The organism is Dietzia sp. Die43, from assembly GCF_024519835.1.
GTDB classification, from domain to species: domain Bacteria; phylum Actinomycetota; class Actinomycetes; order Mycobacteriales; family Mycobacteriaceae; genus Dietzia; species Dietzia kunjamensis.
Genome location: NZ_JALJRF010000004.1, coordinates 129,850 through 144,437, shown reverse-complemented (window position 1 = coordinate 144,437; position 14,588 = coordinate 129,850). Strand labels below are relative to the sequence as shown.

Sequence of the window (14,588 nt, the reverse complement as noted above, 5' to 3'; positions counted from 1 at the left end):
CGACGCGCGTCGGGGTTCCGCCGCGCCGTCGGTGACGGGATCGACGGGGACGACCAGGACCACGACCACGACTACGACGACGAGGGCCCGCCTCCTCGAAAGAGGAGACGGGCCCACGGGTCGCGCGAGGGCGGGCTCAGCCGCGTCCGTTCTCGACGAGCGGCCCCGGGGCCGCCACCACGTCCCGACCGGCCGGCGTACCCGCCCCCAACAGCAGGACGATCTCCCTGGGCAGTGGCGGCAGCATCGCCGGGTCGAGCCGGATGGCGCCGGTGTTGACCCCGTGGATCAGGCCTCCTACCGCGAGCCCGCCGAGGGCCAGTGACCCCAACGCGACGGAACCGAACCCTCCCGTCGAGCCAGCCGCGTCCGACGATCCCAGCGGACCCAACGATCCGAATGCGATCGCGCCGGTCCCGCCGGATCCGGTGCCGCCGGCACCGCTACCGCCGTCTCCCGCGTCGCCTCCGGAGATCGAACCGGACGCACCGTCGAGGGAGCCGGTCACCGAGCCGGCAGTGACGCCGAGCGAGCCGAAGGCCATCTCGAGAAGGCCTCCGATCGCGCCGGCCAGCCCGATCTCCGCGCTGCCCGGGTCGGTGCCGCCCCCGTTCCCGACGGATCCCGAGCCAATGGATCCGACCCACTCGGGCACCACGGTGGTGGTGGCCACCGAGGTCGAGGTCACCGTGGTGGTCGCTGTCTCGGTGGTGGTTGCCGTCTCGGTGGCGGTGGAGATTTGCGTGGTCACCTCGACCCGGGTGGACGTGGAGGTGATCGTCGACGTCGAGGTCTCCGTCTCCGTGATCGTCACCGTCGGCGGGATGATGGTGGTGGGCAGAAGTTCGGTGGTCGACTGGACGATCGTCGTCGGGACGAGTTCGGTCACCGTCGGCGCAGTCTCCGTCACCGTGGAAGTTTCGACCGCCGTCGTCGTCTCCCGGATCGTCGTCGGCGGCAGGGTCTCCGTCACCGTCGGCGCGGTCTCCGTCGTCGTCTCGACCGCCGTCGTCGTCTCGGTCGCAGTCTCCGTCTCGGTTTCGAACGCCGTCGTCGGAACCAGTTCCGTCGTGGTCTCCCGGATCGTCGTCGAGACCGTCGACGGCGGCAGCGTCTCCGTCACCGTCGGCGGCGTCTCGGTCACCGTCGAGGTCTCCACCGCCGTCGTCGTCTCCCGGACCGTGGTCGGAACAGTGGTGGTCTCCCGCTCCGTCGAGGTTGCAGTCGTCGTCTCGGTGGCGGTCGCTGTCTCGGTCTCGGTCTCGAACGCCGTCGTGGGCACGAGTTGCGTTGTTGTCTCCCGCACCGTCGTCGGCGGCAATGTCTGCGTCACCGTCGGCGGCGTCTCGGTCACCGTCGAGGTCTCCACCGCCGTCGTCGTCTCCCGGACCGTCGTCGGCGGCAGTGTCTCCGTCACCGTCGGCGGTGTCTCGGTCACCGTCGAGGTCTCCACAGCGGTCGTCGTCTCGGTCTCCGTCTCGACCTCCGTCGTCGGAACCAACTCGGTCGTGGTCGCCACAACCGTCGTCGGCACGGTGGTCGGCACGACCTCGGTCGTGGTCTCCACGACTGTGGCAGTCGACGTCTGCGTGGTGGTCTCCACAGCGGTGGTCACCTCGGTCGTCGTGATGGTCGCGGTCACCGTCACAGGGGGCTGAGAGGGGGCGATCCCGAGCGTTCCTGCAGGCGCCTCGTCCGAGACATTTCCGGCCGCGTCCGCCGCAGTCGCAGTCACCGGCAGGCCGTTCCACTGTTCGATCGCGGTGAAACTGCAGGAGAACCTCCCCGCCGCGCTCGCCGTCGCGGAGCATGACGCCTCGTCACCTGCGCCCACGTACACCCGAACCGTCGAGAAGGGCTCGGCCTCCCCGGAGACCGCGACGAGCTGTCCCGGGTCAACCGGCTGCGGGGCTATCACCAGGTCGGTGGGCGGCGCGGGCGCGGTGATGTCACCCGCGATTGTTCCGGTGGTCGGAGCTGAATCCGACGGGGCATGGTCGGCGGAGCCCAGGTACTTCGCCACGAGCGCGAACGGCTGGTTCGCGGTACCGGCGCCGGGACGCCACGGAAACACCGCGACACCGCTGCTGACTTCACTGGTCCCCAGTCGGACCGCCCCATCGTAGAACTCGACGACATCACCGTCTCGGCCATTGGTGACCATTGCTGAGAGAATCGACTCGCTGTTCTCCTCCGGGTCGGGGTCAACCGTGAGCGTCGTGATGGTGGTGTTCAGCGCGGGTCGCACCATGATCGTCGGGCCACTGGTCTCGTACGGGTGATCGACCGCCCGAGAGTCGTCCCAGGTGAATCCGCCGGAACTGATCGACCCGGGCGCGCAAGTCACCCTGTACGTCTCGGTCCAGGTCGTGGTCAGACCATCCCCGTTGCCGCCGTTGATCCGCAATCTCGGCCAAGTATCGGCGAGTTCGGCACGCGTTGTCACCTGACCCCCCTCGGTACCGAACGTGAAATCTATTTCGTCGGCTCGGTCGGTGGGAGAGTACGACCGGGGACTGGTGGAACCCAGCTCGCCTGGCGATCCGATCCGATGCCCCGAAATCGACCACCCGTCGCCCTGCCGTTCGAGGCAACTGGGATGAAATTCCTTCATCCACAAGATATTCGTGTAGGCCGCTACATCGTTGCCCTCGATCACGTTGGTCACGCTCACCAGGTCGCCCTGCCGGGGCGCCCCCTCACTGACCGTCCGGGTCCAATTGGCGTAGTCCGCGATGCCAACGCCATCAACCCCCACCGACACCGGGCCGATGCCCGTCGTCGGCTGGGCCGACACCGCAGGCGCCTGACCCACTACGAGCGTCGTCGTGGCCAACACGACCGAGCTGACCAACGCGGCTATTCGCCGTCGAATCGGCGCCATCTGAGCTCCCCCGAGCATGGGTGGACGTGGCCTCTCGCGGCCACTGGACGCCCATCACATTAGCGAGCATTTATCTAAGTGTGTAATCCTTCATAAAACAGTGCGGATACCGCCTGTACCGCACGATCTTTGAACTCAGGTACGGACTCCAGCTGCGGAATCGGCGATATAAATAAAGCGTGGCCGGACCACGAAGATGGCCCGGCCACGCCGTCGCACAGCCCCTCTCCGGGGCCTGACGTGTGTTTATTGAGCGTCTGCCCAGTACGGATCCTTCAGCGTGCGCTTCATCAGCTTCCCGTTGGCCTGGCGGGGAAGCTCGTCCACCACGTCGATCGAGCGCGGCATCTTGAACTTCGCCAGCCGACCGGACAGGTCCTCGAGGATCTGCGTCTTGAGCTCGTCGGACTCGGGGTAGCCTTCCGCGAGTTCGATGACGGCCTTGACCTCCTCGCCCCAGTCCTTGTGCGGGATTCCGAACACCGCCGCGTCGCGGACCGCCTCGTGGCGGGTCATCTCGGACTCGATCTCGGCCGGGTAGATGTTCACGCCGCCGGAGATGATCATGTCGTTCTTGCGGTCACACAGGAACAGGTATCCGTCGGAATCGACGTACCCGATGTCGCCCATGGTGAACAGCTCGCCGACATACGTCTTCGCCGTCTTCTCCGCGTCCTGGTGGTACTCGAACTTGGAGCCGTGCATCTGCAGGTAGACGTTGCCGATCTCGCCGGTGGGCAGCTCGTTGCCGTCGTCGTCGAGGATCTTCAGGGTGGTGGTCTTCCAGGGCCGTCCCACGCTGCCGGGCTTGCGCAGCCACTCCTCGCCGGTGATGGTGCATCCACCACCCTCGGTGCCGGCGTAATACTCCGTGAGCACGGGGCCCCACCAGTCGAGCATCGCCTGTTTGACGTGCTTGGGGCACGGCGCGGCACCGTGGACGATCGTGCGCAGGCTCGACACGTCGTACTTCGCGCGCACGTCCTCGGGCAGCTCGAGCAGTCGGGAGAACTGGGTCGGCACCATGTGCGACTGGGTGACGCCGTGGGCGTCGATGAGCCGCAGCATCTCCTCGGGCGTCCACTTGTCCATGAGGACTGCGGCCTGCCCGAGGTTGAGCGAGATGGTGACGAAGTTGAGCACGGCCGTGTGGTACAGCGGCGAGCCGCAGATGTGGACGTTGTCCGGCGCCTGGATGTCGAACCCGGCGAAGAAGTAGTAGTTGGGCACCGTCACCTGGTCGGGCGAGGCACCGGTGAGCGGGCGCCGCACACCCTTGGGGCGTCCGGTGGTGCCGGAGGTGTAGAGCATCGGAGCGCCGAGGGTCCGGGACGACGGCAAGGGGTCCTCCCCCTGGGCCGGGGCGGTGAGCTCGGCGAGCGGACGGAACCCGGGGACGTCGCCGATGGCGTAGCAGCGGGCGGGGTCGAGCCCGGCCTCCGCGGCGGCGGCGGTGGCGACGTCGGCGAACCGCTCGTCGGCGATGAACACCGTCGATCCCGAGTTCTCGAGGATGTAGGCGACCTCCGGGCCGGTCAGATGCCAATTCGCGGGGGCCACGTAGAGGCCGATCTCGATCGCCGCGTAGTAGACCTCGAGAAACCCGATGCTGTTCGGCGCCAGGAGGACGATGCAGTCCCCGGCCTCCAGCCCGAGCTCACGAAGGCCGCGGGCGTAGCCGTGGGCGACGCCCACGAGTTCGCCGAAAGTCACCTGCCGACCGCCCGCCTCGATCACCGCGACACGGTCCGGCTGGGCCTCGGCGATCCGGTAGACGCTGGTCACGTGCTCCCCGGTCCGCGAGTCGAGGACGCCGGCGTCGGCGGGGACGGAGGGTGTGGGTGCGCTCATGCACCCCACACTAGAACGCGTTCTAGCCCCCGTCGAGGCTTTGCCCTCTGCCGGCCCGGATCCGCCGGGCGCCGGCCCCCTGGCCACGTCAGTCGATGAACTGCGCGATCGTCTCGATCTCCTCGACCGTCCGGGCGGTCACCACGAGCATGGTGATGCCCGCCGCCTCCCATTCGGCGATCTGCGAGCGCACCGAGTCGGCGTCGCCGATGATCGCGGTGGCCTCGACCATCTCGTCCGGCACCGCGGCGGCCGCCTCCTCCTTGCGCCCGGTGCGGAACAGTTCGGTGATGCGGTCCACGTCGTCGGCGAACCCCATCCGACGGAACGCCTCGGCGTGAAAGTTCTTCTCCTCAGCGCCCATCCCGCCCGCGTACAGCGCGGTGAACGGCTTGTAGGCGTCCAGGACCGCGCGCCGGTCCTCTGTCACGTGGAGCTGGCAGAGGAAGGCCACCTCGAAGTCCTCGCGCGTCCGCCGTGAGCCGGGGCGCGCGAACCCCTCGTCGAGCCACGCGTTGAACTCGTCCGCGGTCCGCGGGGAGGCGAGGAACCCCAGCCAACCGTCAGCGATCTCGGCGGCCAGCGCCACGTTCTTGGGCCCCTCGGCACCCAGCCAGATCGGCACGTCCTCGCGCAGCGGATGCAGGATCGACTTGAGCGGCTTGCCCAGCCCGGAGGCGTCCGCGCCCCGGTAGGGCAGGGCGTACGCGGGACCGTCGGACGTCACGGGCCCCTCGCGCCGCAGCACCTTCCGGATGATGTCGATGTACTCCCGCGTCCGCGCCAGCGGCTTGGCGAAGGCCTGCCCGTACCAACCCTCCACGACCTGCGGTCCCGAGACGCCGAGGCCCAGGCAGAACCGGCCGTTCGACAGATGGTCGAGGGTCATGGTGCTCATCGCGGTGGCCGTGGGCGTACGCGCCGAGAGTTGTACGACGGCCGTCGACAGTCGGATTCGCTCGGTGAGCGAGCCATACCAGGCCAGGGGCGTGAAGGCGTCCGACCCCCAGGCCTCGGCGGTGAAGACGGTGTCGAACCCCGCCCGGTCCGCCGCCACCACGAGGTCGGCGTGATTGGTGGGCGGCTGGGCGCCCCAGTATCCGAGTTGCAGCGCGAATTTCATGCGCATCAGTGTGACCCACGCCGCTGGCCCGTGGTGTCCCGCCCGGGGAAACCCACACAACCCGCGGTGGAACGTGTTCTACTCGAGGGCGTGACATCCAGAGAGATCGTTGTCGATATCACCCCACCGGACGAGCCCGTACTGTCGGCGTCCCTGGCCCCGTCGTTCGACTACACACGGTCGACCGGCCCGGTGCTGGGAGCGTTCTTCACCGGCCTCCGCGATCGACGCCTGGTCGGTAACCGCGATTCGGCCGGCACCGTGCACCTGCCGCCCGTCGAGTTCGACCCCCACACACGCCGGGCCCTCACGGAGACCGTGGAGGTGGGTTCCGGTTCCGGGATCGAGGGCCTCGTCGTCGCATGGACCTGGGTCCCCGAACCCACCGAGGTCAACCCCCTGGACTCCCCGTTCGCGTGGGCGCTCGTGCGGTTCGACGGCGCGGACACCGCCATGCTCCTTCCGCTGGCCGTCGACGGCCCCGACGCGGTGAGCACCGGGATGCGCGTCCGGCTGCGGTGGGCCGCCGAGCGCACCGGGACCATCCACGACATCGCGTGCGTGGTCCCCGCCGACGCCCCGGTCGACGCCGGTGTCGACGACGACGAGGTCCCGCAGCAGACCGACGACCCGGTCACCACCGTGGTGACGCCGATCGGCCTGTCGGTCACCCACACCGCCGGACCCGCCGAGAGCGAGTACCTGCGCGCGATCGTGCAGGGCAAGGTGCTGGGGCGGCGCCGCTCCAACGGCCCCGAGGTCTACGTGCCCCCGCGCGACTACTGCCCGTCCGACGGCGTGGCCATGGGCGAATACGTGGAGGTGTCCGACATCGGCACGGTGACCACGTTCGGCATCGTCAACGTGCCGTTCGCCGGTCAGCAGATCAAGCCTCCGTACGTCACCGCCTACATCCTGCTCGACGGTTCCGACGTGCCCATCCAGCACCTGGTGCTGGGCTGCGAGGCGTCCGAGGTGCGGATGGGGATGCGCGTTCGCGCCGTGTGGACCCCCGAGTCCGAGCGCCCCGCCTCGATGAAGGCCATCGCGCACTTCGAGCCCACCGGCGATCCCGACGCCGACCCCGACACCTACGCCGATCACCTGTAGAGGACACCACACGTGACCCCCAACGCACCCCGGGACGTGGCCGTCGTCGGATTCGCCCACGCCCGCCACACCGAATCCACCTTCGGCACCACCAACGGTGTCGAGATGCTCGCCCCCGTCTTCGCCGAGTGCTACCGGCAGACCGGACTGGATCGCACCGACATCGAGTTCTGGTGCTCCGGCTCCTCGGACTACCTCGCCGGCCGCGCCTTCTCGTTCATCTCCGCGGTCGACTCGATCGGCGCGGTCCCGCCGATCTCCGAGTCGCACGTCGAGATGGACGCCGCCTGGGCGTTCTTCGAGGCCTACCTCAAGATCGCCTCCGGACAGGCCGACACCGCCTTGGTCTACGGGTTCGGCAAGGCCTCGGCCAGCACCGATCTCGACTCCGCCCTGGCGCTGCAGCTCGACCCGTACACCGTCGCCCCGCTGTGGCCCGGCCGGCACCACGTCGCCGCCCTGCAGGCCCGCGCCGGCATCGACGCCGGCCGGTGGTCCGAGGCGGAGATGGCCGCCGTCGCCGCCCGCGCGACCGGCCGCGACGAGACGGACCTGCTCGCCGAGCCGTACGTGGCCGACCCACTGCGTCAGCACGACTGCCCGCCCGTCACCGACGGCGCCGGCGCGATCATCCTCGCCTCCGCCGACCGGGCCCGCGAGCTGGTCGACACCCCGGCGTACATCACCGGGATGGAACACATCGCCGACTCCGCCGAGTTCGGCGCACGGGACCTCACCGACTCCCCGTCCGCCCGCGCCGCCGCCGTCCGCGCGACCGGTTCGTCCGGGGACCGCCCAGACCTCGGCGGCGTCTCGGTGGCCGAGCTCCACACCCAGTACACCCACCAGGAGCTCCTCCTGCGCGGCGCGCTGGGCATCTCCGACGACGTCGCCGTGACCCCGTCGGGCGGCTCCCTGCTCGCGGACCCGCTGTTCTCCGCGGGCCTCGAGCGCATCGGCTACGCCGCGCACAGCATCTGGGAGGGCCGCTCCGAGCGCGCCCTCGCCCACGCCACCAGCGGCCACCTGCTGCAGCAGAACCTCATCTGCCTCCTGGAAGGACGCACCGCATGAGCGCCCCCGCATCCGGAACCCACGGCTCCGGTCTGCCCGCCGCCGTCCTCGGGACCGGCCAGACCCACCACGTCGCCCGCCGCACCGACATCTCCATGGCCGGGCTCTGCCGCGAGGCCATCGATGCCGCCATGATCGACGCCGGGGTCGGCTGGGACGACATCGACGCCGTGATCGTCGGCAAGGCCCCCGACCTGTTCGAGGGCGTCATGATGCCCGAGCTGATGATGGCCGACGCTCTCGGCGCCGTCGGCAAACCGCTGCTGCGCGTCCACACGGCCGGGTCCGTCGGCGGCTCGACCGCTGTCGTCGCCGCGTCCCACGTCCAGTCCGGCCGCTACCGCCGGGTGCTGGCAGTGGCGTGGGAGAAGCAGTCCGAGTCCAACGCCATGTGGGCGCTCAGCCTGCCCGTGCCGTTCACCGCGCCCGTCGGGGCCGGCGCGGGCGGCTACTTCGCCCCCCACGTGCGCTCCTACATCCGCACCACCGGGGCGCCCGAGCACGTGGGCGCGATGGTCGCGGTCAAGGACCGCCTCAACGGTTCGGTCAACCCGCACGCCCACCTCAAGCAGCCCGACATCACGATCGACAAGGTGCTGCAGGGACAGATGTTGTGGGACCCCATCCGGTTCGACGAGACCTGCCCCTCCTCCGACGGCGCGTGCGCGATAGTCATCGGCGATGCCGAGGCGGCCGAGGCCGTGGAGTCCGCCGGCCGACAGGTCGCGTGGGTCCACGCCACCGCGCTGCGCACCGAGCCCGGGACCTTCGCCTACCGCAACTACCGCAGCCCGCAGGCCGGCCGCGACGCCGCCGCCGCCCTCTGGGCCGAGGCCGGGATCACCAACCCGGCAGAGGAGATCGACGCGGCCGAGATCTACGTGCCGTTCTCTTGGTTCGAGCCCATGTGGCTGGAGAACCTCGGGTTCTGCGCGGAGGGCGAGGGGTGGCGCATGACCGAGTCCGGTGCCACCGCGCGCGACGGCTCCCTGCCGGTCAACCCGTCCGGCGGCGTGCTGTGCTCGAACCCCATCGGCGCGTCCGGCATGCTCCGGTTCGCCGAGGCCGCCCGCCAGGTGATGAACCGGGCGGACGAGCACCAGGTCCCCGGCGCGCGCAAGGCCCTGGGCCACGCGTACGGCGGTGGATCCCAGTACTTCTCCATGTGGGTCGTGGGGACCGACCGTCCGGAGCGTCACTCATGAGCAACCCCTATCTGGACGCCGACGGGCAGTACCGCCCGCTCGAGATGAGCGACGCAGCGCTGGCGAGTCCCGCCTACGCCGCCGCGCGCCGCTCGTGGGCCGCGACCAACGCCGGCGACCGCGACGCCTGGATCGCCGGCTGGAACCCCGAGGGCACCATCGAGGATCCCGTGGGCCCGTCGATGTTCGACGCCGAGGGCCTCGGCCACACCGGCACGGAGAGGCTCCTGGAATTCTGGGAGAAGGCCGTGGCCACCCCGGATCACATCGAGTTCCGGTTCGACCGCGGGATCGCAGCGGGCGACGAACTCCTCTGCGTCGGCACCATGCGCACCCACATGGGCTCCAGCATCATGGAGATCGACATCGCCGTGGACTACCGTGTCGACTCCCAGGGTCGGCTCGTGAACCTTCGTGCCTTCTGGGAACAGGACGTGGCCATGGCCTCAGGACTGCGTCCGCTGACCGACGACGACCGGGCAGCCATCGCCGGTGCCGCAGGAAAGAGCGAATGACCATGAGCCGCGTAGCGGATGTCGAGTTCTCCGTCCCCGTTTCCTTCTCCCCCGTCGACCAGTACCTCGACATCGCCCGCGGGGCCGAGGCCGCGGGCATCGACCGGATCGTCCTGCCCGACTCCCTGTTCCACCCGCGGCGTCAGGACAAGGACTACCCGTACACCCCGGACGGTTCCCGGATGTGGGACGAGAACACCGAGTGGGTGGAGCCGCTCATCGCCTGCGCCGCCATGGGTGGAGCGACCTCCCGGATCCGCTTCTGCCCTCAGGTGCTCAAGGTGGGCCCGCGCAACCCCCTGCTGCTCACCCGGCAGGTGGGGTCGGTCGCGTTGCTCACCGGCAACCGGTTGGACCTGGGCGTGGGCATCGGCTGGGACCCCAACGAGTTCGAATGGTGCGGCGCGCCGTTCAAGGGCCGCGGCAAACGCACCGACGAGTCGCTGGCCATCCTGCGCGAGGGCCTGCGGGGCCAGTGGATGGAGTTCCACGGCGACCATTTCGACTTCGACGAGCTCATCTTCACCCCGGCGCCGTCCGAGCAGGTCCCCTTCTACGTCGGCGGCCACACCGAGATCGCGCTCAAGCGCGCCGCCCGCGTCGGCCAGGGCTGGACCAGCGCGATGATGGGGTTCGACGAGATCGTCACCACCGTCACCCGCCTGGGCGAGCTGCTCGAGGAGCAGGGGCGCTCGCTGGCCGATCGCGGCGACGGCAAGCGATTCGCCATCCAGGTGGTGTGCCTGGACCGCTACGGCTCGAAGGGCTTCGCCGAACTGGCGGAGGCCGGCGTCACCGACATCATCGTCATGCCATGGCTGATCGAGGGCCACGGTTACGACTGCACGGCCGAGCAGAAGATCGAGTCGATCGCCCGCTTCGGCGAGAAGTACGGCCTCACCGGCTAGTTGCACGGGGCGCTTCGGCGCGTGATGCCCCTCAGGCGGGCAGGTGCGCAGCGACGTCGTCCAGGCAGGCGAGGATCTCCCGGTGCGTGTCCTGCGTGGCCTCGAGGTGCATGAGGTGTCCCGCCGGCGCCGTGATCGCGCGGACCATCCGCACGTCGTCGTGATAGCGGCCGAGCTTGGTCAACGGGTCGCGGCCGTGGAATCCCTCGAGGTCCGGGTCGTGCTCGGAGTAGAGGAAGTAGAAGGGCACGGGGTTGGTCTGCCGCTCGAACTCCTTGCGCGCGTGCCAGCTCACGTCCATCGCCCGATACCACTGCAGCGGCCCCGCGAACCCGGTCCGCGCGTACTCCGCCTCGTAGGTGTCCATCTCCTCGACGGACAGCCACGGCCAGGGCAGTGGCGGCGCCTCGGGCAGCGCGTCGAGATAGGTGGAGCCGGGCGGATGCTGCCACACGTCGAGGTAGTGATAGTCCGCGGACAGTGCCCAGAAGACGCGGGTGAGGAATTCACGCTCGCGCCCCGCCAGGTCGGCCTCGGCCACACCGGGCTGCGCGAAGTAGTGCAGGTGGAGGAAGTGCTTCTGCGCCATCATCGCGGACCCCTCCAGGGGCGGGACCGACCCGGCGGTGCTCATGAACGGGTTCTCCATCCCGATCACCGCGCGGACCCGCCCGGGTTCGAGGTGGCACGTGTCGTAGGCGACGCCGGCGCCGAAGTCGAAGCCCACCAGTACCACCCGGCCCGCGTCCTCGGCATCGCAGACGGCCACCACGTCGTCGACGACCTCACGCGGGGCGTACGCCGCGACGTCCGTGGGCGCGTCCGACCCGCCCATCCCGCGCAGGTCGGGGGCGATGACCCGCCATCCGGCCGCGGTCAGGTCGGGGATCAGGCGGTGCCACGTGAACCAGAAGTGCGGGAAACCGTGCAGGAGAACCACGGTCCCGGGGCCGTCGCCGGTCGGCGCCGTGGCGGACCGGGGGTCGGGGTCGGCGACCACGTAGTGCAGTCGGACGCCGTCACGGTCGACGGAGCGGTGGTCGATCATGGTGATCACCTTGCCTGTTCGATGGGGCTGACGGGATCGGTTCGGGGTGTGTGCGAGGTCTGTCGACGACGCCGACGACGACGAGGTCACCCCTCCCCCGAGACGAGAGCCCCGGCCCGGCCTGCGGAACAGGCGGGACCGGGGCTGACCGGCCGGGGGCCGGGTCTGGCTGCTCGCTGTGTCAGGCTCGCGGTGTCAGGCTCGCTGTGTCAGGTCAGTGCATGACCGGGCACTTGAAGTCGACCTTCCAGTCCTGGATCGCGTTGAGCCAGCCCGAACGCAGACGCGTCGAGTCCCCCAGCGAGGTGATGTCCGGCATGTGATCGGCGATCGCGTTGAAGATCAGCTCGATCTGCAGCTTGGCCAGGTTGGCGCCGATGCAGTAGTGCGGGCCGTTGCCGCCGAACGTCAGGTGCGGGTTCGGGTCGCGGGTGATGTCGAACGTGAACGGATCGGAGAAGACGTCCTCGTCGAAGTTCGCCGAGCCGTACATGATCGCGGCACGGTCACCCTTCTTCATGGTCACCCCGCCGATCTCCACATCCTCGGTGGCGGTGCGCTGGAACGAGGTGATCGGGGAGGCCCACCGCAGGATCTCGTCGTAGGCGGTCGCCGGGCGCTCGCGCTTGAACAGCTCCCACTGGTCGGGGTTCTCGAGGAACGCGATCATCCCGTGGGTCGTGGCGTTGCGGGTGGTCTCGTTGCCCGCCACCGCGAGCAGGACCACGAACCAGCCGAACTCGTCGGAGGTGAGCTTCTCGCCGTCGACATCGGCCTGGATGAGCTTGGTGACCAGGTCGTCACGGGGGTCGGTCTCGCGCTTGGTGGCCAGCTCCTGGGCGTAGGAGAGCACCATGGCGTTGGCCATCTGCGACTCCTCGACCTTGCCGGGGACGTCGTAGCTGGTCATCTGGTTGGACCACTCGAAGATCTGGTGACGGTCCTCCAGCGGGATGCCGATGAGCTCGGCGATCGCCTGGAGCGGGAGCTCGGAGGCGACGTCGACGATGAAGTCGCCGCTGCCCTTCGCCGCCGCGGTCTCGACGATGTTCTTGGCCTTCTCGGCGAGGTGCTCGCGCATCTTCTCGATGTTGCGCGGGGTGAACCCCTTCGAGATGATCCGCCGGTACTTCTTGTGCTCCTCGCCGTCCTGGTTGATGAACAGCAGGCGGGTGAGCTCGACGATCTCCCGCTCGGTGCCGGGGGCGAAGCGCGGGATGGCGGTGTTCTCGAAGGTGGAGAAGACCTCGTTGGTCCGGCGCGAGATCTCCTTGACGTCCTCGTGCTTGGTGACGACCCAGTAGCCGTCGTCGTCGAAACCGTCGACCCCGGGGTCCTTGGCGCACCACCAGATCGGCTCGGTCCGGCGGAGGTGGGCCCACTCGGGATGCGGTAGGCGCTTCTCGTAGAGCTCCGGATCCGTGAAATCGAACCCCTCGGGAATGGTGACTGGCTGCACTGGCACTCCTTGACCACGTCTGATTGCGTCTCGTGCTCGAACGGCGCCGGGACATCTCTGCCCTCACCCCGCAATGTAATCTAGAACACGTTATAGGCACCATACTGGAACACGTTCACTTCTGGGTCGTCGTTCCTGATCGCCCGGAGCGCCCGGTCGCCCCCCGCACCGCGAACTCGGAATCCCCCGCCGGGTGACGTAAACTAGAACTCGTTCTAACCTTGCTTCCGAAGGAGCGCATCCATGGGAAATCCCGTCATCGTCGAGGCCGTCCGGACCCCGATCGGAAAGGCTCGCGGCGCACTGTCGGGCCTGCACCCCGCGCACCTGCTGGGGGCCTCGCAGAAGGAGGTCATCCGGCGCGCCGGGATCGACGCCGCGCTCGTCGAGCAGGTCGTCGGAGGGTGCGTCACCCAGGCCGGCGCCCAGGGGAACAACGTCACCCGCGGCGCCTGGCTCGCGTCGGGACTGCCGTGGCAGACGGCGTGCACGACCATCGACTGCCAGTGCTCGTCCGCGCAGCAGGCCAATCACTTCATCGCCAACCTCATCCACGCGGGGGCGATGGACGTCGGGATCGCGTGCGGCGTCGAGTCGATGAGCTGGATCGCGCTGCGCGCCGCCGTCGGCGACGGCTCCAACGGGATGCCGCGCCCGGACGACTGGGACGTCGACCTGCCCGACCAGTTCACCGCGGCCGACCGGATCGCGAAGCGCCGCGGGTTGAGCCGCGCCGACCTCGAGGAACTGGGTGTCCGGTCCCAGGCCAACGCGAAGCGCGCGTGGGAGGAGGGCCGCTTCGATCGCGAGACCTTCGCCGTCGACGCCCCCGAGCGCCTCAAGGACGGCACCTACACCGGTGAGACGGTGACGGTCACCCGCGACCAGGGGTTGCGCGACACCACCGCCGAGGCACTGGCGTCCCTCAAACCCGTCATGGAGGGCGGACTGCACACCGCCGGCACCTCCAGTCAGATGTCCGACGGTTCGGCCGCCGTCCTGCTCATGGACGAGGACGTGGCCAGGGCGCACGGACTGAAGCCGCGGGCACGGATCCTCCACCAGGCACTCGTGGGCGGCGAGCCCGAGTACCACCTCGACGGCCCGGTCCAGGCCACCCAGCGGGTCCTCGACCGCTCCGGCATGTCGATCTCGGACTTCGATCTCTTCGAATGCAACGAGGCGTTCGCCTCCGTGCTCCTAAGCTGGGCGCAGGTGCACGGGCCCGACATGGACAAGGTCAACGTCAACGGAGGGGCCATCGCGATCGGCCACCCCGTCGGCAGCACCGGGTCGCGGCTCATCACCACCGCCCTGCACGAGCTCGAGCGCACGGACGGCGAACGCGCCCTCATCACGATGTGCGCGGGAGGCGCCCAGGCCTCGGCGAGCATCATCGAGAGGATCTGAC

The 14,588-nt window shown here is 69.3% G+C and carries 13 protein-coding genes; 8 read left to right on the top strand and 5 right to left on the bottom strand.

The genetic code is table 11. The features are described 5' to 3' along the window. Positions 1–136 precede the first annotated feature (136 nt). On the bottom strand, positions 137–673 hold the full coding sequence (locus NR111_RS04695) for a hypothetical protein (RefSeq protein ID WP_256820091.1): 537 nt from the start codon (positions 671–673) through the stop codon (positions 137–139). On the opposite strand from NR111_RS04695, the gene NR111_RS04690 reads away from it, so the two are divergent. After that, complete coding sequence (locus tag NR111_RS04690; protein ID WP_256820090.1) at positions 633–1,658, top strand: hypothetical protein; 1,026 nt, start codon at positions 633–635, stop codon at positions 1,656–1,658. The two genes, NR111_RS04695 and NR111_RS04690, sit on opposite strands and share 41 nt — an antisense overlap. Before the next feature lie 498 nt (positions 1,659–2,156). Then, positions 2,157–2,282, top strand: a complete 126-nt coding sequence (locus NR111_RS04685) for a hypothetical protein (protein ID WP_256820089.1) — start codon at positions 2,157–2,159, stop codon at positions 2,280–2,282. A gap of 848 nt (positions 2,283–3,130) precedes the next feature. On the opposite strand, the gene NR111_RS04680 is transcribed toward NR111_RS04685, so the two are convergent. Beyond that, on the bottom strand, positions 3,131–4,735 hold the full coding sequence (locus NR111_RS04680) for an AMP-binding protein (RefSeq protein ID WP_256820088.1): 1,605 nt from the start codon (positions 4,733–4,735) through the stop codon (positions 3,131–3,133). 88 nt (positions 4,736–4,823) lie between these two features. Continuing rightward, positions 4,824–5,858 (bottom strand): LLM class F420-dependent oxidoreductase, encoded by a 1,035-nt coding sequence (locus NR111_RS04675; protein ID WP_256820087.1) that lies wholly within the window; start codon positions 5,856–5,858, stop codon positions 4,824–4,826. A gap of 90 nt (positions 5,859–5,948) precedes the next feature. Here NR111_RS04675 and NR111_RS04670 point away from each other — a divergent pair, with 90 nt between their 5' ends. The 5 genes from NR111_RS04670 to NR111_RS04650 are packed head-to-tail and all read left to right on the top strand — an operon-like array spanning position 5,949 to position 10,670. After that, a complete protein-coding gene (locus NR111_RS04670; RefSeq protein WP_256820086.1) occupies positions 5,949–6,968 on the top strand; it encodes an OB-fold nucleic acid binding domain-containing protein in 1,020 nt (339 codons plus the stop codon). A 12-nt stretch (positions 6,969–6,980) separates the two neighbouring features. Then, a complete protein-coding gene (locus tag NR111_RS04665; RefSeq protein ID WP_256820085.1) occupies positions 6,981–8,042 on the top strand; it encodes a thiolase domain-containing protein in 1,062 nt (353 codons plus the stop codon). Next, complete coding sequence (locus NR111_RS04660) at positions 8,039–9,247, top strand: thiolase domain-containing protein (protein ID WP_256820084.1); 1,209 nt, start codon at positions 8,039–8,041, stop codon at positions 9,245–9,247. The genes NR111_RS04665 and NR111_RS04660 overlap by 4 nt, the downstream gene beginning before the upstream one ends. Next, positions 9,244–9,762: a nuclear transport factor 2 family protein gene (locus NR111_RS04655; protein ID WP_256820083.1), complete on the top strand. Its 519-nt coding sequence runs from the start codon at positions 9,244–9,246 to the stop codon at positions 9,760–9,762. The genes NR111_RS04660 and NR111_RS04655 overlap by 4 nt, the downstream gene beginning before the upstream one ends. Before the next feature lie 2 nt (positions 9,763–9,764). Continuing rightward, complete coding sequence (locus tag NR111_RS04650; protein WP_256820082.1) at positions 9,765–10,670, top strand: TIGR03619 family F420-dependent LLM class oxidoreductase; 906 nt, start codon at positions 9,765–9,767, stop codon at positions 10,668–10,670. Between the two features lie 31 nt (positions 10,671–10,701). Here NR111_RS04650 and NR111_RS04645 read toward each other — a convergent pair whose 3' ends face one another. Further along, on the bottom strand, positions 10,702–11,718 hold the full coding sequence (locus NR111_RS04645; RefSeq protein ID WP_256820081.1) for an alpha/beta hydrolase: 1,017 nt from the start codon (positions 11,716–11,718) through the stop codon (positions 10,702–10,704). 214 nt (positions 11,719–11,932) lie between these two features. Next, positions 11,933–13,177, bottom strand: a complete 1,245-nt coding sequence (locus NR111_RS04640) for a cytochrome P450 (RefSeq protein WP_096906029.1) — start codon at positions 13,175–13,177, stop codon at positions 11,933–11,935. 243 nt (positions 13,178–13,420) lie between these two features. Here NR111_RS04640 and NR111_RS04635 point away from each other — a divergent pair, with 243 nt between their 5' ends. After that, a complete protein-coding gene (locus NR111_RS04635) occupies positions 13,421–14,587 on the top strand; it encodes a steroid 3-ketoacyl-CoA thiolase (protein ID WP_067711854.1) in 1,167 nt (388 codons plus the stop codon). Position 14,588: the final 1 nt, after the last annotated feature.